The sequence below is a fragment of the Dactylosporangium salmoneum genome (assembly GCF_039532525.1).
GTDB classification, from domain to species: Bacteria; Actinomycetota; Actinomycetes; order Mycobacteriales; family Micromonosporaceae; genus Dactylosporangium; species Dactylosporangium salmoneum.
On record NZ_BAAARV010000022.1, the window covers coordinates 1 to 22,666 of the forward strand.

General features: G+C 72.0%; 21 protein-coding genes. 20 read left to right on the top strand and 1 reads right to left on the bottom strand.

Going from position 1 to position 22,666, the window contains the following annotated elements; genetic code table 11:
* The 20 genes from ABD352_RS13145 to ABD352_RS13240 form a co-directional block, all read left to right on the top strand.
* Positions 1–2,247 (top strand): peptidoglycan D,D-transpeptidase FtsI family protein (locus ABD352_RS13145; protein ID WP_344612594.1); only part of this gene is annotated, 2,247 nt, incomplete at its 5' end.
* A 45-nt stretch (positions 2,248–2,292) separates the two neighbouring features.
* Positions 2,293–3,774, top strand: coding sequence for a UDP-N-acetylmuramoyl-L-alanyl-D-glutamate--2,6-diaminopimelate ligase (locus ABD352_RS13150; RefSeq protein ID WP_425553536.1), 1,482 nt, complete (start codon positions 2,293–2,295; stop codon positions 3,772–3,774).
* Entirely contained in the window at positions 3,771–5,171 is a 1,401-nt protein-coding gene (locus ABD352_RS13155; protein WP_344612596.1) for a UDP-N-acetylmuramoyl-tripeptide--D-alanyl-D-alanine ligase, read from the top strand. Before ABD352_RS13150 ends, ABD352_RS13155 begins: the two co-directional genes overlap by 4 nt.
* On the top strand, positions 5,168–6,289 hold the full coding sequence (gene mraY, locus ABD352_RS13160; RefSeq protein ID WP_344612597.1) for a phospho-N-acetylmuramoyl-pentapeptide-transferase: 1,122 nt from the start codon (positions 5,168–5,170) through the stop codon (positions 6,287–6,289). The genes ABD352_RS13155 and mraY overlap by 4 nt, the downstream gene beginning before the upstream one ends.
* Positions 6,290–6,398: 109 nt before the next feature.
* A complete protein-coding gene (locus ABD352_RS13165; protein ID WP_344612598.1) occupies positions 6,399–7,820 on the top strand; it encodes an FtsW/RodA/SpoVE family cell cycle protein in 1,422 nt (473 codons plus the stop codon).
* Entirely contained in the window at positions 7,820–8,926 is a 1,107-nt protein-coding gene (gene murG, locus ABD352_RS13170; protein ID WP_344612599.1) for an undecaprenyldiphospho-muramoylpentapeptide beta-N-acetylglucosaminyltransferase, read from the top strand. Before ABD352_RS13165 ends, murG begins: the two co-directional genes overlap by 1 nt.
* Positions 8,923–10,371, top strand: coding sequence for a UDP-N-acetylmuramate--L-alanine ligase (murC, locus tag ABD352_RS13175; protein ID WP_344612600.1), 1,449 nt, complete (start codon positions 8,923–8,925; stop codon positions 10,369–10,371). Before murG ends, murC begins: the two co-directional genes overlap by 4 nt.
* A gap of 9 nt (positions 10,372–10,380) precedes the next feature.
* A complete protein-coding gene (locus ABD352_RS13180; protein WP_344612601.1) occupies positions 10,381–11,136 on the top strand; it encodes a cell division protein FtsQ/DivIB in 756 nt (251 codons plus the stop codon).
* Positions 11,133–11,633: a DinB family protein gene (locus ABD352_RS13185; protein ID WP_344612602.1), complete on the top strand. Its 501-nt coding sequence runs from the start codon at positions 11,133–11,135 to the stop codon at positions 11,631–11,633. Before ABD352_RS13180 ends, ABD352_RS13185 begins: the two co-directional genes overlap by 4 nt.
* A gap of 220 nt (positions 11,634–11,853) precedes the next feature.
* Positions 11,854–12,966 carry a cell division protein FtsZ gene (gene ftsZ, locus ABD352_RS13190; RefSeq protein ID WP_344612603.1) on the top strand — a complete coding sequence of 371 codons (1,113 nt, stop codon included), beginning with the start codon at positions 11,854–11,856 and terminating at the stop codon, positions 12,964–12,966.
* A gap of 70 nt (positions 12,967–13,036) precedes the next feature.
* The gene (locus ABD352_RS13195) at positions 13,037–13,744 is read left to right on the top strand and encodes a YggS family pyridoxal phosphate-dependent enzyme (RefSeq protein ID WP_344612604.1); all 708 of its coding nucleotides are present in this window, start codon (positions 13,037–13,039) and stop codon (positions 13,742–13,744) included.
* A 126-nt stretch (positions 13,745–13,870) separates the two neighbouring features.
* Entirely contained in the window at positions 13,871–14,638 is a 768-nt protein-coding gene (locus ABD352_RS13200; RefSeq protein WP_344612707.1) for a cell division protein SepF, read from the top strand.
* Positions 14,639–14,656: 18 nt separating this feature from the next.
* Complete coding sequence (locus ABD352_RS13205; RefSeq protein WP_344612605.1) at positions 14,657–14,962, top strand: YggT family protein; 306 nt, start codon at positions 14,657–14,659, stop codon at positions 14,960–14,962.
* A 49-nt stretch (positions 14,963–15,011) separates the two neighbouring features.
* The gene (locus ABD352_RS13210; protein WP_344612606.1) at positions 15,012–15,803 is read left to right on the top strand and encodes a DivIVA domain-containing protein; all 792 of its coding nucleotides are present in this window, start codon (positions 15,012–15,014) and stop codon (positions 15,801–15,803) included.
* 172 nt (positions 15,804–15,975) lie between these two features.
* The gene (locus ABD352_RS13215) at positions 15,976–16,746 is read left to right on the top strand and encodes a hypothetical protein (RefSeq protein WP_425553537.1); all 771 of its coding nucleotides are present in this window, start codon (positions 15,976–15,978) and stop codon (positions 16,744–16,746) included.
* Between the two features lie 69 nt (positions 16,747–16,815).
* Complete coding sequence (locus tag ABD352_RS13220) at positions 16,816–17,103, top strand: DUF167 domain-containing protein (protein ID WP_344612607.1); 288 nt, start codon at positions 16,816–16,818, stop codon at positions 17,101–17,103.
* Positions 17,100–18,617 (top strand): potassium/proton antiporter, encoded by a 1,518-nt coding sequence (locus ABD352_RS13225; protein ID WP_344612608.1) that lies wholly within the window; start codon positions 17,100–17,102, stop codon positions 18,615–18,617. The genes ABD352_RS13220 and ABD352_RS13225 overlap by 4 nt, the downstream gene beginning before the upstream one ends.
* A gap of 476 nt (positions 18,618–19,093) precedes the next feature.
* Positions 19,094–19,513 (top strand): TraR/DksA family transcriptional regulator, encoded by a 420-nt coding sequence (locus ABD352_RS13230; protein WP_344612609.1) that lies wholly within the window; start codon positions 19,094–19,096, stop codon positions 19,511–19,513.
* Between the two features lie 35 nt (positions 19,514–19,548).
* Entirely contained in the window at positions 19,549–20,097 is a 549-nt protein-coding gene (lspA, locus tag ABD352_RS13235) for a signal peptidase II (protein WP_344612610.1), read from the top strand.
* 8 nt (positions 20,098–20,105) lie between these two features.
* Positions 20,106–21,035 (top strand): RluA family pseudouridine synthase, encoded by a 930-nt coding sequence (locus tag ABD352_RS13240; protein WP_344612611.1) that lies wholly within the window; start codon positions 20,106–20,108, stop codon positions 21,033–21,035.
* An 18-nt stretch (positions 21,036–21,053) separates the two neighbouring features.
* On the opposite strand, the gene ABD352_RS13245 is transcribed toward ABD352_RS13240, so the two are convergent.
* Positions 21,054–22,577 carry a carbohydrate binding domain-containing protein gene (locus tag ABD352_RS13245; RefSeq protein ID WP_344612612.1) on the bottom strand — a complete coding sequence of 508 codons (1,524 nt, stop codon included), beginning with the start codon at positions 22,575–22,577 and terminating at the stop codon, positions 21,054–21,056.
* Between the last annotated feature and the right edge of the window lie 89 nt (positions 22,578–22,666).

Here is a 22,666-nt window from a genome sequence, read left to right on the forward strand (position 1 = left end):
GCGGAGCGCGCGCCGCGGTCCGAGCGGGCCGCGCGGGCGGAGCGCAACGGATCACTGCCCGACGACGGCATCGTGTGGGCGGAGCAGCGCGATCCGGCCCGGCGCGCCGCGGCGTCCCGAGCCGAGCGCACGAGCCGCGCGGAGCGCGAGGCCCGCGCCGAGCGCGCCGCACGGACGCGGCGCAACGGTGCGTTCCACAATCGCGACGCCGACGACAACGCCGACTGGGCGGAGCGCGACCGGCTGGTCCGCGGCGAGGAAGCCTTCCGGGACGATGCGGCGGAGCGCGGCGCCCGCACCACCCGCACCATCCGGACGAGCGGGGGACGGGTCGCGGCCGCCCGCGGCGCCGGCAGGACGGGCGGCGCCGCCCGGGGAGCCGGGGCGAAGAGCAGGACCGGCCGCGGCAGACCGGCGGGAATGGGCAGATCGGGCGGCACGGGCAAGCGGCTGAGCCGCGTCCGCGTCCCCCGCCTGGCCGGCCACCCCCGCCTGCCCAAGCTGGCCGAGCCGCGCCGCCGCCTCCGCCTGGCGACCGTCATCGCGCTGGTGCTGTTCACGATCATCGGCGGCCGCCTGGTGCAGCTGCAGCTGACCGACGCGAGCGCGTACGCCGCCGAGGGCCTCAACGACCGCCTGGTGAAGGCCGTCCTGCCGGCCGCCCGCGGCGCGATCCTGGACCGCAACGGCAAGATCCTGGTGCACTCGGTCGAGACGCGCTACGTCGCCGCCGACCCGATGGCGGTCAAGGACCCCGGGGCGCTGGCCGACAAGCTGTTCGCCATCCTGGACAAGTACGGCGTGCTGCGCTCCGACCTGGTGAGCAAGCTGACCCCGCACAAGACCGCCGACGGGCGCAGGAACGTGCGCTTCGAGTACCTGGCACACCAGATCGACGTCGCCGACGGCGACCGCATCGCGGCGCTGCACGTCGGCGCGCTCAAGGTGGCCCGCGACGAGCGCCGCGAGATCCCCGGCTACGACCTGGCGTCCAACGTCATCGGCTACACCTCGCGCGAAGACCTGTCCGGCCAGATGGGCATCGAGAAGCAGTTCGACCAGGTGCTGCACGGCGTCGACGGCCTGCACGTCTACGAGCACGGCGAGGGCGACCTCGACAAGCCGCTGCCCTACGGCTACGAGGAGCTCGAGCCGGCCCGCCCGGGCAGCTCGGTGGAGCTGACGATCGACGCCGACCTGCAGTACTCCGTGCAGAGCACCCTGGCCGAGCGCATGGGCCCGCTGAACGCCGACTTCGCCACCGCCATCGTGCTCGACGCGCGCACGATGGAGGTGCTGGCGATGGCCAGCTACCCGGGCTTCGCCGCGGCCTACCCAGGGCGCACGTCGATGGACCTGGTCAAGGACCAGTGCACGGCGACCGTGTTCGACCCCGGCTCGATCCACAAGGCGATCGTCATGGGTGCCGCTCTGCAGGAGGGCATCATCACCCCGAGCAGCACGATCACGGTGAACTCGAAGGTGAAGAAGGGCGACACCACCTACACGGACCACCCGCCGCAGAAGGACGGCACGCAGATGACCATCCCGGGCATCCTGGCGCTGTCGTCCAACGTCGGCACCATCGCGGTCGCCGACCGGCTCGGCAAGGACAAGCTGTACGAGTACCAGCAGAAGTTCGGGCTCGGCCAGCGCACCGGCGTCGGGCTGCCGAACGAGTCGGCCGGCCAGCTGCTGCCGCCGAACCAGTGGACCGGCTCCAGCCCGGGCTCGATCCCGATCGGCAACGGCGTGGCGACGACCTCGATGCAGATGGCCGCGGTGTACGGCGCCATCGCCAACGACGGCCTGTGGGTGCAGCCGACGCTGGTCCGCAAGATCATCGCGCCGGACGGCACGACGTCGAAGCCGGCCGCGCAGCAGACCCGCCGGGTGCTCGACCCGCAGATCGCGCAGGAGCTGCGGGTCATGCTCGAGGGCGTGACCACGCTGGACGACGCCACCGGCCACCAGGCGGCGATCCCGGGGTACCGGATCGCGGGTAAGACCGGCACCTCCAAGCTGCCGCAGAACGGCGGGTACGCCCCCGGCGACGTGGTGTCGTTCATCGGCATGGCGCCGGCCGAGGCGCCCCGCTACGTGGTCGCGGTGACCGCGCACGTGCCCGGCGGCGCGGGCGGCTCGGTGGCCGCCCCGGCGTTCCGCGACATGATGGCCGTGACCCTGTCGAGCTTCGGGGTCCAGCCGACCGGCACCGAGCCGCCGAAGCTCACGATCTACCCGTGACACCGGCTCCGTGGGTCTCCGGCGAGGCGGGTAGGGTCTGACCCCGTGCCCGGCTATCCCCGTCCGCGGAATGTCCGCCCCGTGCTCATCGCTGAGCTGGGCGGCGGTTCGGAAGATGTCGCGGTCACGGGGGTGACGCACAGTAGTTCGGACGTACTTCCGGGTGATCTCTACGCGGCATTGCCGGGCTCACGCGTCCACGGCGCCCAGTTCATCCCCGACGCGCTGCGGCGCGGCGCGGTCGCGGTGCTGACCGACCCCGAGGGGGTGCGGGAGGACGCGGGCGTGCCGTTCATCGTGGTGGACCGGCCCCGTGACGTGCTCGGCGACGTCGCCTCCAAGGTGTACGGCGAGCCGACCCGCCGGCTGACCACGATCGGGATCACCGGGACCGCCGGGAAGACCTCCACGACGTACCTCATCGAGGCCGGGCTGCGGGCCGCGGGCCAGGTCACCGGCCTGATCGGCACCGTGGAGACGCGGCTGGGCGACCTGACCGTCGAGAGCATCCGCACCACCCCCGAGGCGACCGACCTGCACGCCCTGTTCGCCGCGGCGCTGGAGCGCGGCGTGCAGTCGGTGGCGATGGAGGTCTCCAGCCACGCGCTTGAGGTCGGCCGGGTCGGCGGGGTGCGCTTCGCCGCCGCCGGCTTCACCAACTTCGGCATGGATCACCTGGACTTTCATCCGAGTGTGGAGGCGTACTTCGCGGCCAAGGCGCGCCTGTTCGACGGCCGCGCCGCCGTCGAGATCCTCAACTTCGATGATGTGTCGGTAATGCGACTGAGCAAGCCCGGCACCTGGACCTACTCGGTCGCGGGTGACGGCGCGGACTTCGGCGTCTCCGGCGTGACCCCGGCCGGCTACGGCCAGGCGTTCGACGTGCACTGGCAGGGGCGCACGGCCCGCTCCGGCGTGCAGCTGCCGGGCCGGCACAACGTGGCCAACGCCCTGCTGGCGATCGCCTCCCTGGTCGCGGTGGGCGTCGACCTCGACGTCGCGGCCGGCGCCGTGGCCGCCGCCCCCGGCTCGCCCGGGCGCATGGAGCGCGTGGACGCCCCCGGTGACGTGGTCGGCGTCGTGGACTACGCGCACAAGCCCGACGCCATGGTCGAGGTGCTCAGGGCGCTGCGCACGCTGGCCGCCGACCGCGGCGGCCGGGTGCTGTGCGTGGTCGGGGCCGGCGGCGACCGGGACCGGGGCAAGCGGCCGCTCATGGGCCGGGCCGCGGCGGAAGGGGCCGACCTGGTGATCGTCACGGACGACAACCCGCGCACCGAGGACCCGGCGGCGATCCGGGCCGAGGTGCTCGCCGGTGCCCGCGGCGCCACCGGCGGCGCGGCGGCGGTGGTCGAGGTCGGCGGGCGGCGGGCGGCGATCGCCCACGCGGTCGCCCAGGCCAAGCCCGGCGACGTGATCGCGCTGCTGGGCAAGGGCCACGAGCGCGGCCAGGAGATCAACGGCGAGGTGCTGCCGTTCGACGACCGCGTCGAGCTGGCGGCGGCGCTGCGGGAGGCGGCCTTATGATCGCGTTGTCGCTGGGAGAGATCGCCGGGATCGTCGGCGGGACGCTGCACGAGGGCGACCCGGCCGCGATCGTCGACGGGCCGGTGGAGTACGACTCGCGCAAGGTCGGGCCGGGCGGGCTTTTCGTCGCCTTCGCGGGGGCCAAGGTCGACGCGCACGAGTTCGCGCCCAAGGCGATGGCCGACGGCGCCACCGGGGTGCTCGGCAGCCGCCCCGTGCCGGGCGTGCCCACGATCGTGGTCGAGGACCCGCGCCACGCCCTCGGGCTGCTGGCCCGGGCCACGTTGGACCGGATGCCCGGGCTGACCGTCGTGGCCATCACCGGCTCGTCCGGCAAGACCAGCACGAAGGACCTCATCGCCCGGCTGCTCGCCACGCACGGCGAGACCGTGGCCACCTTCGGCAGCGAGAACAACGAGCTCGGCACGCCGTACACGGTCCTCAAGGCCGGCGAGCGGACCCGCTTCCTCGTGCTCGAGATGGGCGCGCGGGGGGTCGGGCACCTGAGGTACCTCTGCGAAATCGCTCCTCCGGACGTCTCCGTCGTGCTCAACGTGGGCGTGGCCCACATCGCCGAGTTCGGCTCCGTCGAGGGCATCGCGCAGGCCAAGGGCGAGCTCGTGGAGGCCCTCGGGCCGGACGGCGTGGCCGTGCTCAACGCCGACGACGAGCGGGTGCGCGCCATGGCCGCCCGCACCCGGGCCCGGGTCGTGCTGACCGGCGAGGACGCCGGCGCCGAGGTGCGGGCCACCGACGTCGTGGCGCTGGACCGCGGCCGCTTCGCGTTCACGCTGCACGTGCCGGGCGCCGAGCCGGTGCCCGTGCGCCTCGACGTCGCCGGGCGGCACAGCGTGGGCAACGCGTTACTCGCCGCCGCCGTCGCGACCCACGCGGGCATGGATCCGGCCGCGATCGCCGCCGGACTCGGCGATCTAGAGGGTTTGTCGACCCGAAGGATGGATGTCTTCGACCGTGCCGACGATGTCACGGTCATCGACGACTCGTTCAACGCCAATCCGGCGTCCATGGAGGCGGCGCTGCGCGCGCTCGTCGCCGTGGCCGGCGGGCGGCGCAAGATCGCGGTGCTCGGCTTCATGGCGGAGCTCGGCGAGTACGAGCGAGCCGGACACGAAGAGGTCGGTCGCCTCGCCGCGGAACTCGGCGTCGACCGTCTCGTGGCCGTCAGCGAGCAGGCCGCGCCGATCCTGGACGGGGCGGCCGCCGTGGCGAGTTGGGGAGGAGACTCGGTGCTCGTGACCGATCAGGAGGCCGCCGTGGCGCTGCTGCGCGCCGAGCTGCTTCCGCGCGACGTGGTCCTGGTCAAGGGATCGCGGTACCGGACCTGGGACGTCGCCGACGCCCTGCGCTCCGGTGGCCTGGAAGGTGCCCTGAAGTGAGGGCCGTCTTCGTCGCGGCCTTCGTGGCATTTCTCATCTCGCTGTTCGGCACGCCGATCGCGATCAAGTACTTCACCCGCCTGAAGGCCGACCAGCCCATCCGTACCGAGGGCCCGAAGACCCACCTCGGCAAGAAGGGCACGCCCACCATGGGCGGCGTCGTCTTCATCTTCGCCACCCTGGTCGCCTACACGGGCGGTCACGTGGCCCTCACCACGCTGCCCGACAAGCAGCTGCGCCCGACCGGGCCGACCGCCACCGCCGTCGTGCTGCTCGGCCTGTTCGTCTTCACCGGCCTGCTGGGCTTCCTCGACGACTACCTCAAGGTCGCCAAGCGCAACAGCGACGGGCTCAACAAGCGGGGCAAGCTCATCGGCCAGGCGCTGATCGGCGCCATCTTCGGCGCGATCGCCCTCTACGTGGGCGCCGACAAGACCGGCCGGCAGGTCGTCACCACCGTGGCCAGCCCCAAGCTGTCCTGGGTGCACGACATCGACTGGCTCAACATCGGCAAGATCGCCGCGGTCGTGTTCTTCGTGTTCGTCGTGATGTCGATGTCCAACGCGGTCAACCTGACCGACGGCCTCGACGGCCTGGCCACGGGCACCTCCATCCTGGTGCTCATCTCCTACATGGCGATCGCGTTCTGGCAGTACCGCCACTGGTGCGCCGACGCGCAGTACACCGCCGACTACTGCTACGACGTGCGCGACCCGCTGGAGATGGCCCTGATCGCCGGGGCCGCCGTCGGCGCGCTCGTGGGCTTCCTGTGGTGGAACACGTCCCCGGCCCGCATCTTCATGGGCGACACCGGCTCGATGGCGCTGGGCTCGCTCATCGCCGGCCTGGCGGTCGCGACCAAGACCATCCTGCTGCTGCCGCTGCTCGGCCTGCTCTTCGTCATCATCGTGGTGACCTGGGTGATGCAGATCGGCTCGTACCGGACCACGGGCAAGCGCATCTTCCGGATGGTCCCGCTCCAGCACCACTTCGAGCTGGCCGGCTGGAGCGAGGTCAACATCGTGGTCCGGTTCTGGATCATCGCCGGCCTCGGCGTGGCGGCGGCCCTCGGCCTCTTCGCCGCCGACTTCCTCAGAGTGATGAGTGGCGCTTCGTAGTCGCTTCGTCGCCGTCTCGTAGCGGCAGGGGGTTCCTCGCCGGAACCCCCTGGCGCTGTCCGCGCGTCGTAACGAGCATTCGGCGCGCGGCGCCGGAATGATGGGCGGCATGAGGAGCGACGGGGAGGAAGTTCCTAACCTTACGCACGAGCGGACGCGTCCCGCGGAAGGCGGGTGGGCCGCGAACTTCGTCGGCACCCTCCGGGGCCTGCTGGACCGCCCGCTCGCCTCCTACTACCTGCTGCTGTCCAGCGTCGGGCTGCTCGTGTTCATCGGCCTGATCATGGTCTTCTCCGTGACCAGCGTCGGCAACTACGCGGCCACCGGCAGCCCGTTCACCTCGATCGTCAAGCAGACGCTCTCGGCGGTGGTCGGGCTGCTCGCGTTCTGGGTGTGCCAGCGGCTGCCCGTGCGCACGTTCCGGGCCGTGGCCGTGCCGCTGCTGCTCGCCTCGTTCTTCCTGATGTGCTTCGTCGACCTCATGGGCTGGCTGGCCGCCCGGCGCAGCAGTGGCGACACCGTCCAGGCCATCCACATCGGCCCCATCTGGGTCGAGGACCTGTGGCTGCACATCGGCGGCCTGCAGCTGCAGCCGGCCGAGCTGGCCAAGTTCGCCCTCGTCGTCTGGGGCGCCGACCTGCTGGTGCGCAAGGGCCGCACCATCCTGACCTGGCGCGAGCTGCTCGTCCCGCTGTTCCCGGTGACCGTCACGCTGCTGCTGCTCGTCGGCTACAACGACCTCGGCTCGATGATCTGCATGGTCGTACTGTTCACCGGGCTGCTCTGGGCGGCCGGCGCCCGGCTGCAGGTGTTCGGCTGGCTCGGCGCCTTCTTCGCCGCCGGCGTCGTCGCGCTCATCCTGCTGCCGGCGCACAAGGACTACCGGCTCGACCGGCTCAAGGTGTTCTTCGACCCGAGCATCGACCCGAAGGCGGAGAACGGGCGGTACCAGTACCTGCGCGGCCTCTGGGCGATGGCCGACGGCGGCTGGTTCGGCGTCGGGCTCGGCCAGGGCCACCTCAAGTGGGGCCGGCTGCCCAACGCGCACAACGACTTCATCTTCGCCATCGTCGCCGAGGAGCTCGGCGTGGTCGGCTGCATGGTGGTCCTGCTGCTGTTCGGCATGCTGACGTACACCGGGCTGCGCATCGCCCGCCGGGTCGAGGACCCGTTCCGCCGGCTGGTGGCGGCCGCGATCACCATCTGGTTCGTCGGCCAGGCGATCATCAACATCGGCGGGGTGGTCGGGTTGATGCCGATCACCGGCCTTCCGCTGCCGTTCATCTCCGACGGCGGCAGCGCCCTCGTCGTGGCGCTCGGCGCGGCCGGCATCCTCACCTCCTCCGCCCGGGCCGAGCCGGAGTGCGCGCTAGCCATGCACGCCCGTCCACCCCGGAAATGGGTGCGACTACTCTGGGCGCCGTTGCCGCCGCTTCCGCGCGCCCGCGAGGACGACGACGGCACGGACCCCTCGACACGCACGACGGGCCGGCCCACCCTCGCGGGGTCGACCCGCGGAAGGAGCACCTGATGGCAGCGCTGCGCTCGGTGGTGCTGGCCGGCGGAGGCACGGGCGGGCACATCTACCCGTTGCTGGCTTTCGCCGACTGTCTGCGCAGGCACGACCCCGGCGTCCGCATCACCTGCATCGGGTCGCCCAGCGGGATGGAGAACGAACTCATCCCGCAGCGCGGCTACGAGCTGCGCCACGTTCCGGCGTACCAACTGCCCCGCTCGGTCAACATGAACCTCGTGCGCACCCCGGACCGGATGTGGAAGGCGGCCCGGGCCACCCGGGCGATCCTCGACGAGGTCAACGCCGACGTCGTCGTGGGCTTCGGCGGCTACGTCTCGGTGCCGGCCTACCTCGCGGCCTGGCGGCGCAAGACGCCGTCCGTGATCCACGAGGTGAACGTGCCCATCGGCGTGGCCAACAGGATGGGCATGCGCTTCACCAACCACCTCGTGCTCGGCTTCCCGCACCAGCGGCAGCTGATGCCGGCCGTGGCCGGCGCCGAGGTCGTCGGTGTCCCGCTGCGCCAGAGCATCGCGACCCTGGACCGGGCGGCCCGGCGGGCCGAGGCCCGGCGCTACTTCGGCCTGGACCCCAACCTGCCGACGCTGTTCGTCTTCGGCGCCTCCTCGGGCGCCCGCTCGATCAACAACGCGGTGGCCGGCGCGGCCCAGGCGATTACCTCGGCCGGCGTGCAGGTGCTGCACATCATCGGCGCCCGCAACGAGGACTTCGACGTCCCGTCCGGGTTGGCCACGCCGTACGTGCGGGTCAAGTTCCTCTCCGAGATGGAGCTCGGCTACGCCGCCGGCGACCTGGCGCTGTGCCGCGGTGGCGCGATGACCTGCGCCGAGACCGCGGCGATCGGCATGCCGGCGGTTTACGTGCCGCTGCCGTGGGGCAACGGCGAGCAGCGGCGCAACGCACTGCCGGTGGTCGAGGCCGGGGGCGGCCTGATCGTCGAGGACGGCGACCTGTCGCCCGAGCTGATCGCGAACACCGTGGTGCCGCTGGTGCGCGACGGCGCCCGGCTCGCGGCGATGAGCCGCGCGGCCGCCGGTTACGGCCGCCGCGACGGCGACGAGGCCCTTCGTCGGTACGTGTTGAAGGTGGTCGGAGGATGAGCAGCGACAACGGTCTGACGGCCGAGGACCTGGGCAAGGTTCACCTCGTCGGGGTGGGCGGGGTCGGCATGAGCGGGCTCGCCCGGCTGCTGCTGACCCGCGGCATCCCGCTGTCGGGCAGCGAGCTCAAGGAGTGGCCCCAGCTGGCCGCCCTCAAGGCGCTCGGCGGGACGATCTACCGCACCCACGAGCCGTCCAACCTCGATGGCGTGGACACGGTCGTCTACTCCACCGCCATCCCGAAGGACCACATCGAGCTGGTCACCGCCCGCGAGCGGGGCCTGCGCCTCATGCACCGCTCGGAGGCCCTGGCGGCCACGATGCACGGCCGGCGCAGCGTCGCCGTGGCCGGCACGCACGGCAAGACCACCACCACCTCGATGATCACGCTGATCCTCCAGCACGCCGGGCTCGACCCGTCGTTCGTGATCGGCGGCGAGATCTCGGCGGTCGGCTCCAGCGCCCACCACGGCAGCGGCGAGCTGTTCGTGGCCGAGGCGGACGAGAGCGACCGCTCGTTCCTGCTGTACACCCCCCACGTCGCGGTCGTCACGAACATCGACGCCGACCACCTCAACACGTACGGCGACCTGCAGGGCCTCGAGGACGCGTTCGTCGAGTTCTGCTCCCGGGTGGAGCCGGGCGGGTTCGTGGTGACCTGCGCGGACGACGCCGGGGCGATGCAGATGGCGGTGCGCGCCCGCGCGGCCGGCGCCGACGTGGTTACCTACGGCACGTCGCCCGACGCCGACCTGCGCATCAGCGAGGTCCGCTCGTCCGCGCAGGGGGTGCGCTACGTGGCCCACCACGACGGCGTGCCCCTGGGCGAGGTCTTCCTGCCGGTGCCGGGCGCCCACCTCGGGCTCAACTCGGCCGGCGCGATCCTCACCGCGCTGCGGCTGGGCGTGCCGGCCGAGACGGCGATCGAGAGCCTGGCCACCTTCCCCGGCGTGCGCCGCCGGTTCGAGTTCAAGGGCGCCGAGGCGGGGGTGCGGGTCTACGACGAGTACGCGTACCACCCGGTCCCGATCGCCGCGGCCCTGCGCACGCTGCGCGAGGTCGCCGGCGACGGGCGGCTCGTCGTGGTCTTCCAGCCCTACCGGGTGTACCGCACCCGCGACTTCCAGGCCGAGATCGCGGCCGGCCTGTCGCTGGCCGACGAGGCGATCATCATGGAGGTCTTCGGCCCGGGCGAGGTGCGCGAGCCGGGGGAGGGCGGGGTGGCCCTGACCGCCGCCGTCGACCTGCCCGACGACCGCAAGGTGTTCGTGCCGTCCTGGGAGGACGTGCCCGGCGAGGTCGTCGCCCGGGTGCGCGAGGGCGACGTGGTGGTCACCATGGGCGCGCCGCCGATCTCGCTCATGGGCGACGAGCTGCTCGCCGCGCTCAAGGGTGACGGGGAGCCGGAAGGTTACGTGGGCCGGCACTCCCGGGCCGACGACTAGGCCGGCCCGATGCAGACGCGCGGATGGCGGCTCGTCCTGGCCCCTCGCGACGCGCCGTCCTCGGTGCGGCGCTTCGCGAAGCGGGCCCGGCAGCACCGCCTCCGCGCGGCACTGCCCTGGCTGATCGGCCTGGCCATGGCGGCGCTGCTCGGCGGGGCGGTGGCGATCGTCTACCTGACCCCGGTCCTGGGCGTCGGCGACATCGAGGTCACGGGTGCCTCGGTGGTGGACCCCGCGGCGGTACGGCGAGCCGCGGCCGTCCCGCACGGCACCCCCTTGCCCCGTCTCGACCTGCCTGGAGTGCGGCGGCGGGTCGAGGCGCTCGCCCCGGTGCGCTCGGCCGCCGTCACCACCCGCTACCCGCACACCCTCGTCGTGGCGGTGCGGGAACGCACGCCGGTGGCCGTGGTGCCCAAGGTCGGCGGGTACACCCTGCTCGACGGCGACGGCGTGGCCTACCTGCCGGTCGAGGTCGCCCCGCCGGGCCTGCCGGTGGTCCGCCTCGCCCAGCCCCAGGCCGGCGACCCGACCACCGTGGGCGCCCTGACCGTGCTCGGGGCCCTGTCGCCGGTGATCCGCGCGGAGCTGGTCGCCCTGGTCGCCGAGAGCCCGACCCGGATCCGGCTCGAGCTGACCGACGACCGCCTGGTGATCTGGGGCGACGCGACGCAAAACGCGGCCAAGGTGCGGGTGCTGGAACGCACCCGGATCGAGCCGGGCCGGACCTTGGACGTGAGCGCACCCGGGGTGGTGCTCGAGAAGTGACCCGCGCGCCGGTCCCGTTCGTCGGCGACGAGGCGGACCAGCTGGCCCGCTGGCTCGACTTCCACCGCGAGACGGTGCACCTCAAGTGCGCGGGGCTGGCCGAGGGGGACGCCTGGAAGGCCCCGCTGCCGGCCAGCCCGCTGTCCACCGTGGCCGGCCTGGTGCAGCACCTCACCGCCGTGGAGTCCTACTGGTTCGAGCGGGTGGTGGCCGGCCTGGACACGCCGATGCGCTGGACCGACGAGGATCCCGATCTGGAGTGGCGGCGCCGGCCCGGGGCCGGGCTGGCCGAGGCGCTGTCGGAGTACCGGGCCCAGTGCGACGTCTCCCGCCGCCTCGCCGCCGGCCTGGACCCCTCGGCGCTGTGCGAAGGCCGCCGCCACGGGCGACAGGTGTCGGTCCGCTGGGTGCTTCTGCACATGATCGAGGAGACCGCCCGTCACAACGGGCACCTCGATGCAGTTAGGGAGTTGGTCGATGGCGTCGTAGGCGATTAGCCGACACGCCGGGGCGTGGTCCTTGGATCACGACAGTCGGGCCCTTACCTTGCGATAAGGCATTAGTTGACATAACTATAAGCCTCTAGTAAAGGGTGAGGGTTTGCGGGACCCCCATCCGATGCGTTCGCATTCTGGCGGACGCCGCCCGTCGCGGGGTCGGGCATCACGACTCCGGGCAGGATCGGCGCTCGCCAACCTCGAAAGGAAAGGTGGTCCGATGACTCATCCGCACAACTATCTCGCGGTCATCAAGGTCGTCGGCATCGGCGGCGGCGGTGTCAACGCCGTCAATCGCATGATCGAGGTTGGCCTGAAGGGCGTCGAGTTCATCGCGATCAACACCGATGCCCAGGCCCTGCTGATGAGTGACGCCGACGTCAAGCTCGACGTCGGCCGGGAACTGACCCGCGGCCTTGGCGCGGGCGCCAATCCCGATGTCGGCAAGAATGCGGCCGAAGACCACCGGGACGAGATCGAAGAGGTGCTCAAGGGCGCCGACATGGTCTTCGTCACCTGCGGCGAGGGCGGCGGCACCGGCACCGGCGGGGCGCCCGTCGTGGCCAATATCGCGCGGAAGCTCGGCGCGCTGACCATCGGCGTGGTCACCCGGCCGTTCTCGTTCGAGGGCAAGCGCCGGCAGGTGCAGGCCGAGTCGGGCATCGAGGAGCTGCGCAACCAGTGCGACACGCTCATCGTGATCCCCAACGACCGGCTGCTGGCCCTCGGGGACCGCGGCATCAGCATGATGGACGCGTTCCGCCAGGCCGACCAGGTCCTGCTCTCCGGTGTCCAGGGCATCACCGACCTGATCACCACGCCGGGCCTGATCAACCTCGACTTCGCCGACGTCAAGAGCGTCATGAGCGGCGCCGGGAGCGCCCTCATGGGCATCGGCAGCGCCCGCGGGGACAACCGCGCGGTCGAGGCCGCGGAGTCGGCGATCTCCAGCCCGCTGCTGGAGCAGAGCATGGACGGCGCGCGGGGCGTGCTGCTGTCCATCGCGGGCGGGTCCGACCTGGGCCTGTTCGAGATCAACGACGCGGCGCAGCTGGTCACCGACGCCGCGCACCCGGACGCGAACATCATCTTCGGCGCGGTCATCGACGACGCGCTCGGCGACGAGGTGCGCGTCACGGTCATCGCGGCCGGCTTCGACGGGGGTGCCCCGGCGTACCGCCCGATCGAGGCGCGGGCCCCGCGCACCACGCACGGCCCGCAGCACAGCCAGCCCAAGGAGCCGGCTCCCCAGGAGCGCCAGGCGCCGCCGCCGCCCCGGCGGGTCCTGTTCGACGACGTCGACGTGCCGGACTTCCTCAAGAACGGCGCGTGATTGACATCAGCCGCGATTGGGTAGGCCGCTGGGGCGGTCTACCCAATCGCCGTATCTGGGGGAGTTTTGTGTGGACGAGCGCACGGCGCTGATCGCGGCCAATCTCGCGACGGTGCGCGAGCGGATCTCGGCCGCCTGCCGCGCCGCGGGTCGCGAGCCGGAATCGGTGACGCTCGTGGCCATCACGAAGACCTATCCGGCCGAGGACGTCGCCCGCCTGGCCGAGCTCGGCATTCGCGACGTCGGGGAGAATCGTGACCAGGAGGCGGCCCCCAAGGCCGCCGCCGTGCCCGGCATGCGCTGGCACTTCGTCGGGCAGCTGCAGCGCAACAAGGCCCGCTCGGTGGCGTCCTACGCCGACGTCGTGCACTCCGTGGACAGCCTGCGCCTGGTCGACGCCCTGGCCGACGCCGCGGCGCGGGCCGGGCGGGAGACTCCGCTCGGCGCGTTGGTGCAGGTCAGCCTGGACGACGACGAGCAGCGCGGCGGGGCGCTGACCGGCATGGTGGAGAAGGTGGCGGAGGCGATCGCGGCCGGCCCGGCGCTGTCGCTGCGCGGCGTCATGGCGGTGGCCCCGCTGGGCTGGGCCCCCGACGAGGCATTCGCGCGGCTCGCCGCGATCGGGTCGCGGATTCGGCAGCGCTTCGGCGGCCCGCACGACCCCGCGGACTGGATTTCCGCGGGCATGAGCAACGACCTGGAATCCGCGATTCTGCACGGCTCGACACATGTTCGTGTCGGGAGTGCATTGCTCGGAAAACGCACCCCACTGGGGTAGCCTGGCCGCGGGAACGGAAAAACTACACGGGTGTGGTTCTGCGCCGGCGGGGCGGTGTCGCACAACGTGATCGGTGGCACCGACAACGGGGGGAAGTGCCGCATGGCGGTGGACGGAGGAGCGCGCATGGGTGCTCTGCGCAGGGCGGGCGTCTGGCTCGGTCTCGTCGAGGACGAGGATGATCGGGGCTACGACGATCGTCATTACCGGTACGGCGACGACCTCCTCGACGACGACGATGACGTCGACGAGGTGCCGGCGCCGCGCTCCCGCACGACCTCGGACCGCCTGTCGGCCGCCGACCGGCTGTCGGCCATGGACCGGACGTCCGACCGGCTGAGCGCCTCCGACCGGCTGGCCTCGTCGGACCGGCTGAGCGGCTCCGACCGGCTGAGCACGTCCGATCGGCTGGGCTCGTCGGACCGGCTGAGCGCCTCCGAGCGGCTCTCCGCGGCCGAGCGGCTGGAGGCCAGCGCGGCCGGCCGGACCAGCACCGTGCGTTCCATCACGCGGCCGAACTCGTCGATCAGCTACCCGACACGCGACAATCTCGCGCTCACCCCGTCGAGCACGCTTCGGGACCGTCCGCAGGTCGAGGAGGACAGCGACGATCGCCGTTACGCGATCACCACGCTGCACCCGACCACGTACAACGAGGCGCGCACCATCGGGGAGCACTTCCGCGACGGCGTGCCGGTGATCATGAACCTCACCGAAATGGACGAGGCAGACGCCAAACGTTTGGTGGACTTCGCTGCCGGGCTGGTATTCGGACTCCGTGGTAACTTCGAGCGGGTGACCAACCGAGTCTTCCTGCTCTCTCCTGCAAATGTCCAGGTCACCGCAGAGGACAAAGCTAAGATCGCCGAGGGCGGGTTCTTCAACCAGAGCTGATGCGAGGACTCAACGACCGTGGTGTCCATCACCCTGCAGATCGTCCACCTGCTGCTCTACCTGTTCCTGGTGGCGCTCCTCGCACGCTTCGTGATGGGCTACGTCATGCAGTTCGGACGCCGCTGGCAGCCCGGCCGGGGCGCCGCGGCGGCGCTGGAAGTGGTGTGGAGCGTCACCGATCCGCCGCTCAAAGCGTTGAGGCGGGTGATTCGTCCGCTGCGCATTGGTACCGTGGCCGTGGACCTGTCTTCGCTTGTGCTGCTGGTTATCCTGTTCGTGCTGATGTACGTCGTGTTAGGGCGGCTGATCGCGGCGTTCTCGTGACACGCACCGCTCGGCGGCCACGCGGCCGCAACTGACCCGAGGAGTTTCGATGCCGCTGACCCCGGCCGACGTTCACAACGTCGCCTTCAAGAAGCCCCCGATCGGCAAGCGGGGCTACGACGAGGAGGAGGTCGACGCCTTCCTCGACGAGGTCGAGCGTGAGCTCGCCCGGCTGATCGAAGAGAACAACGAGCTGCGTGCGCAGCTCGAGCGCGGTGGCGGCCCGGCCCGCACCGCCCCCGGCGCCGGCGGCGGCGACCCCCGCCTCGCGGCCGAGCTCGCCGACCTCAAGACCCAGTTCGAGCGCGTCCAGCGGGAGAAGTCCTCCGCCGAGCAGGCCGCCCGCGGCATGCAGCAGGAGCTCGACCAGATCCGCTCGCAGGGCGGCCCCAGCGGCTCCGGCGACGGCGAGCAGCAGGCGCTGCGTGTGCTGATGATGGCCCAGCGCACCGCCGACGACCACGTGTCCGACGCCCGCCGCGAGGCCGACAAGCTGCTGACCGAGGCCCGCACCAAGGCCGAGGAGGTCACCCGCGACGCGCGGGCGAAGGCCGACGCGCTCGAGCGCGACGCCCGCCAGCGCCACCAGGAGGCCATGGGCGGCCTCGACGCGAAGCGGACCGCGCTGCAGAAGCACATCGAGGAGCTCAAGCAGTTCGAGCGCGAGTACCGCACCCGCCTCAAGGCCTACCTGGAGAGCCAGCTGCGCGACCTCACGGGCCGCGAGCAGAGCCTCGAGGCCGAGATGGCCGCCCGCAACGAGAGCGCCAGCCGCCCCGCGGTCGGCGGCGGCCTGGCCACGGCCGGCCTGACCGGCGGCTACGAGGGAGCCGGTCGCTGACCGCAGCCCCACCCGCCCCGTCAATGCGACACGCGGCGCCCCAGTCGAAAATCGGCTGGGGCGCCGGCGTGTTCTGGGAGACTTTCGGCACGTTCGATCGTTGTACCGGCTGAGAGAGACTCGCCCGGGAAGGCTCTGTGCCCCGGGGTTCGCGTTGCGGAGGGACAGGGCCGTGATCGTCGGAAGCCTGCTGCTGATCGTGGTGGCCGTCGGGCTGCTCGTGCTGGGCCTGCTGCAGGGCTCGGACGCCTTGCTGGTGGCGTCCATCGGGGCGAGCCTGCTCGCCGCCGTGGCGCTCATCGTCGGTGGCCGCCAGGCCGCGGCGGCGCGCGCGGCCCGCACCCGCGTCGGGCGGCAGGTGCCGTCGGAGCGCTACGACCCGTTCGCCTCCCGCCTCGGTGCCGACGGCCTCGACCTGGCCGACTCCGAGGAGTTCCCGCGCCGGGCCGAGCGGCAGGCGGTCGGCGCCGGGGCCCGCGCCGGCACCACCTACGGCACTGCCGGCGGCGGCGGTCGCCCGGCGGTCGCCCCGGACGAGACGGCCATGATGGCCCCGGTGCGCGACGAGCCCGACGCGGCCGTCCCCCAACAGGGTGACGACGTGCGTTACGACGAGTACCGCGACCGGGGCGGGTACGACGCCGGCCGCGTCGCGAGCGCACCCGCCTACGACGATGACGACGATGACGAGGACTACGACGACGAGGACCCGGCCGACGAGCCGCCGATCCAGCACTCGTCGGCGGCCGACCTCGCCCGCGTCGCCACGCTCGACGCCGAGGTGCTGGTGATCGACGGCCGGCCCCGCTACCACGTGCCGAGCTGCCCCCACCTGCTGGGCCGCGAGAACGAGCCGCTGCCGGTGCACGAGGCCGTCGAGCTCGGCTTCACCCCCTGCAGCGCCTGCACGCCCAACGACGTCCTGCTCGGCGCCCGCCGCTGAACGAGCGGCGGAAGCGGGTTTCGCCGGGTGGAGTATCGCCCTCGATCGGGTGAACCTTCACAATGAGACATGCTCACCATCGCAATCCGCGTCCGGCCCGGCGCGTCGCGCACCGCGGTCGGCGGGAGCCACCCCGGGCCGTACGGCCCCGCGGTGATCGTCACGGTGGGCGCACGGCCCGTCGACGGGCAGGCCACCGAGGCCGCCCTGAAGGCCCTGGCGGCCGCGATCGGGGTCCGCCCCTCCGCCCTGCGGCTCAAGGCCGGTGCGGCCAGCCGGGACAAGCTGGTCGAGCTGGCCGACCCGCCGCAGGGCCTGTCCGATCGGGTCGCGCAGCTGCTGGCGGGTCGCGGTTGAGTCATGAACTCAACGTCGCGCTCCTCATCGGCGCGGCGGTCCTACTCGTGTGCGTCGGCGCGGTCCGCCTCTCGGTCCGCCTCGGCCTGCCCAGCCTGTTGGTCTACCTGCTGCTCGGCCTGGTGATCGGCGACGCCGGCTTCGGCATCCGGTTCGCCGACGCCGAGCTGACCCGCACGCTGGGCATCTGCGCCCTCGTCGTGATCATCGCCGAGGGCGGCCTGACGGCCCGCTGGTCGACGCTGCGCCCGGTGCTCGGCCCGGCGCTGGTGCTGTCCACCGTGGGCGTGGTGGTGAGCGTGGCCGTCGTCGGCGCGGTCGTGCACTTCGCCCTCGGCGTGGGCTGGCAGCAGGCCCTGCTCTACGGCGCGGTGCTGTCCTCGACCGACGCCGCCGCCGTGTTCTCCACGCTGCGCCGGGTGCCGGTCCGGCCGCGGCTGGCCGCGCTGCTGGAGGCCGAGTCCGGGATCAACGACGCGCCGGTCGTGATCCTGGTGGTACTGCTGTCCACCCCGCTGTCGGCCATGAACCCCTGGTACGAGCAGCTCGGCCTGGTCGTCTACGAGCTGGTCGCGGGCGCCGCGATCGGGCTGCTGGCCGGCTTCGGCGGTGCGTGGGCGCTGCGGCGGGCCGCGCTGCCCTCGGCCGGCCTGTACCCGCTGGCCGCGATCGGCCTGACCGTGCTCGCCTACGCGGCCGGCTCGGTCGCGCACGCCTCCGGCTTCCTCGCCGTCTACGTGACCGGCGTGGTGCTCGGCAACGCCCGCCTGCCGCACCGCCGGGCGATGCTCGGCTTCGCCGACGGCATGGCCTGGCTGGCCCAGATCGGCCTCTTCGTGCTGCTGGGCCTGCTCGCCTCGCCCAGCCAGATGGGCGGCGCCGTGGTCACCGCGCTGGTCGTCGGCCTGGTCCTGGTGCTGCTGGCCCGGCCCCTGTCGGTGCTGGTCAGCGTGACCCCGTTCAGCCTGGGCAACGCCGGGTTCGGCTGGCGCGACCAGGCGTTCCTGTCCTGGGCCGGGCTGCGGGGCGCGGTGCCGGTCGTGCTGGCCACCATTCCGCTCTCCGCCGGTCTGCCCGGCGCCCAGGACCTGTTCAACGTGGTCTTCGTCCTGGTGGTGATCTACACGGCGGCCCAGGGCGTGACGCTGCCGCCGGCCGCCCGCCTGCTCGGCGTGACCGCCCCGGCCGAGCCGACCGACCTGCAGGTCGAGGCGGCCCCGCTGGAGCGGATGCGCGCGGACCTGCTCCAGGTCGAGGTGCCTGCAGGCTCGAAGCTCAACGGGGTGCACGTGGACGAGTTACGATTGCCTGTCGGTGCGGTCGTGACGCTGGTGCTGCGGGACGGCGGCGCCTTCGTGCCGGCGCCCGAGACCCGCCTGAAGACCCGCGACAGCCTGCTGATCGTCACGACCGAGCAGGTGCGCGACGCCGCGGAGCGGAGGCTGCGGGCCGTGAGCAGGCGCGGAAGGCTCGCCCGCTGGTTCGCCGAACACGGCGAGGATCGGCGCCAATAATTGGTTGAAACACTGGGAACTGATCAAATTTGGCGGAATGCGTGTGGCGCGTTTGTCGGACGCGTGTACATTCCGTATTCTTGCCAGCCACTGGAGTGCGCGACGACGCGTCGCGCGCCCATTTTGCATCTGGGGGAGCCATGGCCGAGCGGGCTGATGCCGTGCCGAAAGGCCGGCCAGCGAGCGGTGCCGGGCGGGGCAACGCCGCCGATGTGACGGGTGCGACCACTGTGACAACAGCACACAAACCCGCCGCTCGGCAAGCCGGGACCACTGAACCATCCGGAACGACGCGGGGGACTTCCGGGACCTCGCAGGGGTCCAAGAGCGCAAATGCACGGACGGCCGGCACGGCCGCCAGGCGGGCGAGGGAGGACGCGGCGGCGCCGGCCGCGACGCCCGCCAGACACAGCACCACCAGCACCAGGAAAGCGCCGACCACGTCAACCGCCGCCCGTGCGGCCGAGGGAGCCACGATGGCCAAGACCGCAGAACCGAAGACGACCGCGGCGACGAAGCCGGCCCGCGGAACCCGCACGGTGGCCGAGACCGAGAAGATCCGGGTCGCGCTCATCGAGCGCCGCGACGAGCTCAAGGCCGAGCACGACCAGACGCTGATGGAGATCCACGAGCTGCAGCAGCACCGCCTCACCGACTCGGCCGGCGACGACCAGGCCGACACCGGCACGAAGACCGGCGAGCGCGAGCAGGAGATCACCATCGCGAACAACCTGGCCGAGCGGATCTCCCAGGTCGAGCGGGCCCTCGAGCGTCTCGACGAGGGCGGCTACGGCTGGTGTGAGAAGTGCGGCAACGCCATCCCGGTCGAGCGGCTGGCCGCGTTCCCGTCCGCTACGCTCTGCGTCACCTGCAAGCAGTTGGAGGAGCGGCGCTGACCACTCACGACCCAATCCAGGATCGGACCGACCTCGTGGCGCACGACGAGTCGGTGCCCGCGGCGCCGTCCCCTCGCCGGGCCCGGGCGTGGACCGTCTACGGCCTGGTCGCGGCCGCCGTCATCGCGATCGACGTGGCCGTCAAGCAGTGGACGACCGCGAACCTGGCCCACAACGAGCCGGCGGAGAAGATCCTCGGCGGGTTGATCTACGTCATCTACACCCGCAACAGCGGGGCGGCGTTCAGCATGATGCGCGACCAGACGTGGATCTTCCCGATCATCGCTCTCGGCGTGGTCGGCTGGCTGTTCTACATGATCAGGGGCACCGTGTCGGTCGCCTGGGCGGTCGCGTTCGGCTTCATCCTGGGCGGCGCGGCGGGCAACCTCGTCGACCGGCTGTTCCGGGCCCCGGGGCCCTTCCGCGGGCACGTCGTGGACATGTTCAGCTTCCTGGACGACCACGGCGGGCACTTCCCGGTGTTCAACATCGCCGACTCGGCCCTGACCGTCGGGGTGGCCCTGGCCATCCTGCTCGAGTTCGCCGGCCGCCGGCGCGACGGGACGCGGGCACAGCGTGGCTGAGGTGCAGTGTGCGTGAGATCCGCTCGCTGCCGGTCCCGGACGGACTGGACGGCACCCGCCTCGACCAGGCGCTCACCCGGCTCTTCGGGCTGAGCCGCACCACGGCGGCCGACCTGGTCGAGGCGGGCGACGTCTCGGTCGACGGCCAGGTCAGGGTGAAGTCGGACAAGGTCCGGGCCGGCGCCTGGCTCGAGGTGACCCTGCCGGCCCCGCCGGACGCGGTGCAGATCGAGGCGGTGCCGGTCGACGGCCTGGCCATCGTCTACAGCGACGACGACATCGTGGTGGTGGACAAGCCGGTCGGCGTGGCCGCGCACCCGAGCCCGGGCTGGACCGGCCCGACGGTGATCGGTGGGCTGGCGGCGATGGGCCAGACGGTGGCCACCAGCGGTGCGGCCGAGCGGCAGGGGGTCGTGCACCGGCTCGACGTCGGCACGACCGGGCTCATGGTGGTGGCCAAGAGCGAGCCGGCGTACAGCTCGCTCAAGCGCGCCTTCAAGGCCCGGGAGGTCGAGAAGCGGTACCACGCCGTGGTCCAGGGCCACCCGGACCCGCTGCGCGGCACGATCGACGCGCCGATCGACCGGCACCCGAGCCACGACTACAAGTTCGCCGTCGTGTCCGGCGGGCGCCCGAGCGTCACCCACTACGACACGATCGAGGCGTTCCCCGCGGCCAGCCTGCTCGACATCAAGCTCGAGACGGGCCGGACCCACCAGATCCGGGTGCACTTCTCGGCGCTGCGGCATCCCTGCGTGGGGGACCTGACGTACGGTGCGGACCCCACCCTGTCCGCCCGGCTCGGCCTGTCGCGGCAGTGGCTGCACGCCCGGGAGCTGGGCTTCGAGCACCCGCACACCGGCGAGTACGTCTCCTTCGTCAGCGAGTACCCCGCCGACCTGGCGGCGGCGCTGGAGGTCCTGAGCGCCGCCGCCTAGGCGTTACCTGTCGCTACGTCAGACGAGCGTGATGTCGTCGGCGTAGATGGTGCCGGTGCCGTACCAGCCGTGCACCCACACCTTGATCGAGGTGGAGCTGCCGGTGTTGACCGTGACGGTCAGCTTCGTCCAGCTCGAGCCCCCCGGCGTCCAGGTGCTCACGTCGCCGGACGCCGTGGTGGCGCCCAGGAACGCGTAGCTGCCCTGGACCCAGGCGGTCAGGGTGTACGTGTGGTTGGCCTGCACGGCGACCGTCTGCGTGCACTGCGCGTTGTCGGAGCTGGACGCGGCGGCCTTGAGGGCCTTCGTCCCGCCGTGCACCGGGGTGGTGACGACGCTGCACAGGCCGCCGGTCCACGGGGCCAGGCTGCCGGTCTCGAGGTCGCCGTTGACCAGGCCGGACCCGGGCGGGGTGCTCGGGCTGGGGCTGGTGCTGCGCGACGGGCTCGGGCTGGCCGACGGGCTCTTCGACCCGCTGGCGCTAGGGCTGGGCGAGTTCGGAGTGCCGCCGCTGGTGAACGGCGCGAAGATGTGCGAGAAGTCCCAGGTGTTCTGGGAGATCCCGGAGCAGGTGTCCGAGCCCGCGGTGCCCGGGCAGCCGCCGTTGTCGCGCTGCAGGGCCCAGAACGACAGCTCCGCGATGCCCTGCTGGGTGGCCCAGCTGTAGACGGCGTTGGCGTCGGCCACGGTGAAGGTCTCGGCCGCCCCGAAGTCGTCGATGCCGATCATCTCGGTGATGCCGACCATGGACCACAGCTCGGCGCTGGACTTGGCCGGGTACAGCTGCTGCAACTGGCTGTGCAGGCCGTTGGCCGAGGTCTTGGTGTCGTTGGCCATCTGGTGCGACTGGTTGTCGTAGTAGTCGAACGTCATCATGTTGACCACGTCGATGCGGGCGTTGTTGGTCACCGCGTTGCGCAGCACGGCGAGCCCGCTGGAGGCCAGGCCGCTGGTCGTGGTCGGCAGCGTGTAGGCGAACTGGATGCTCCGGCCGTTGGCGGCCGCCCAGTCCTCGGTGATCTTGATCGCCTTGTTCCGGCGGTCGATGGCGGCCGTGTTGGTCAGCGAGTTGTCCTCGATGTCCAGGTCGATCCGGGTGACGTCGTAGGTGGTGATGACCTTCTCGAACTGCCCCGCGATCTGGTTGACGTCGGTGCAGCTGTCGGCGATCTCGGTGCCGCCGTTGTCGGCCGCGTAGCCGCCGAACGACGGGATGACGTCGCCGCCGCGGCCGCGGATGGCGGCGATGTCGCTGCCGAACGTGGAGTTCGCGATCGGCATGCCGCTGTCGCCGTTCCAGTAGACCGTGCACGAGCCCCGGCTGGCGGTCTGGATGAACGCCATCGTGAGGTACTTGTCGCCGGACTGCTGGGACAGGCCGTTGAGGCTGTCGCCGTTGTACGCCTCGAAGTACGGGGCGAACACGTGGGCGGGGATGGCGGTCGCGGCGTGGGCGGACGGCTGGACCGCGAGGAACACCCCGGTGGCGGCGAGCGCCACCGCGGCGGATCCGATCGCACGGATCGTGGTCGATCTGCGCACTGGGACCTCTTCTCCGGTGGGGGAGTGGGGGTGGGCTTCTATTAGGAAACCTTCCTGATAGAAATCCTTCACTCCCTCGATGTCAAGAC

Bases quoted from the DNA above. Each gene is read 5' to 3' on its own strand.
- ABD352_RS13155 (WP_344612596.1), top strand. From the start codon at position 3,771: ATGATCGCGTTGTCGCTGGGAGAGATCGCCGGGATCGTCGGCGGGACG.
- ABD352_RS13165 (WP_344612598.1), top strand. From the start codon at position 6,399: ATGAGGAGCGACGGGGAGGAAGTTCCTAACCTTACGCACGAGCGGACG.
- murG (WP_344612599.1), top strand. From the start codon at position 7,820: ATGGCAGCGCTGCGCTCGGTGGTGCTGGCCGGCGGAGGCACGGGCGGG.
- murC (WP_344612600.1), top strand. From the start codon at position 8,923: ATGAGCAGCGACAACGGTCTGACGGCCGAGGACCTGGGCAAGGTTCAC.
- ABD352_RS13180 (WP_344612601.1), top strand. From the start codon at position 10,381: ATGCAGACGCGCGGATGGCGGCTCGTCCTGGCCCCTCGCGACGCGCCG.
- ftsZ (WP_344612603.1), top strand. From the start codon at position 11,854: ATGACTCATCCGCACAACTATCTCGCGGTCATCAAGGTCGTCGGCATC.
- ABD352_RS13200 (WP_344612707.1), top strand. From the start codon at position 13,871: ATGGGTGCTCTGCGCAGGGCGGGCGTCTGGCTCGGTCTCGTCGAGGAC.
- ABD352_RS13210 (WP_344612606.1), top strand. From the start codon at position 15,012: ATGCCGCTGACCCCGGCCGACGTTCACAACGTCGCCTTCAAGAAGCCC.
- ABD352_RS13220 (WP_344612607.1), top strand. From the start codon at position 16,816: ATGCTCACCATCGCAATCCGCGTCCGGCCCGGCGCGTCGCGCACCGCG.
- ABD352_RS13230 (WP_344612609.1), top strand. From the start codon at position 19,094: ATGGCCAAGACCGCAGAACCGAAGACGACCGCGGCGACGAAGCCGGCC.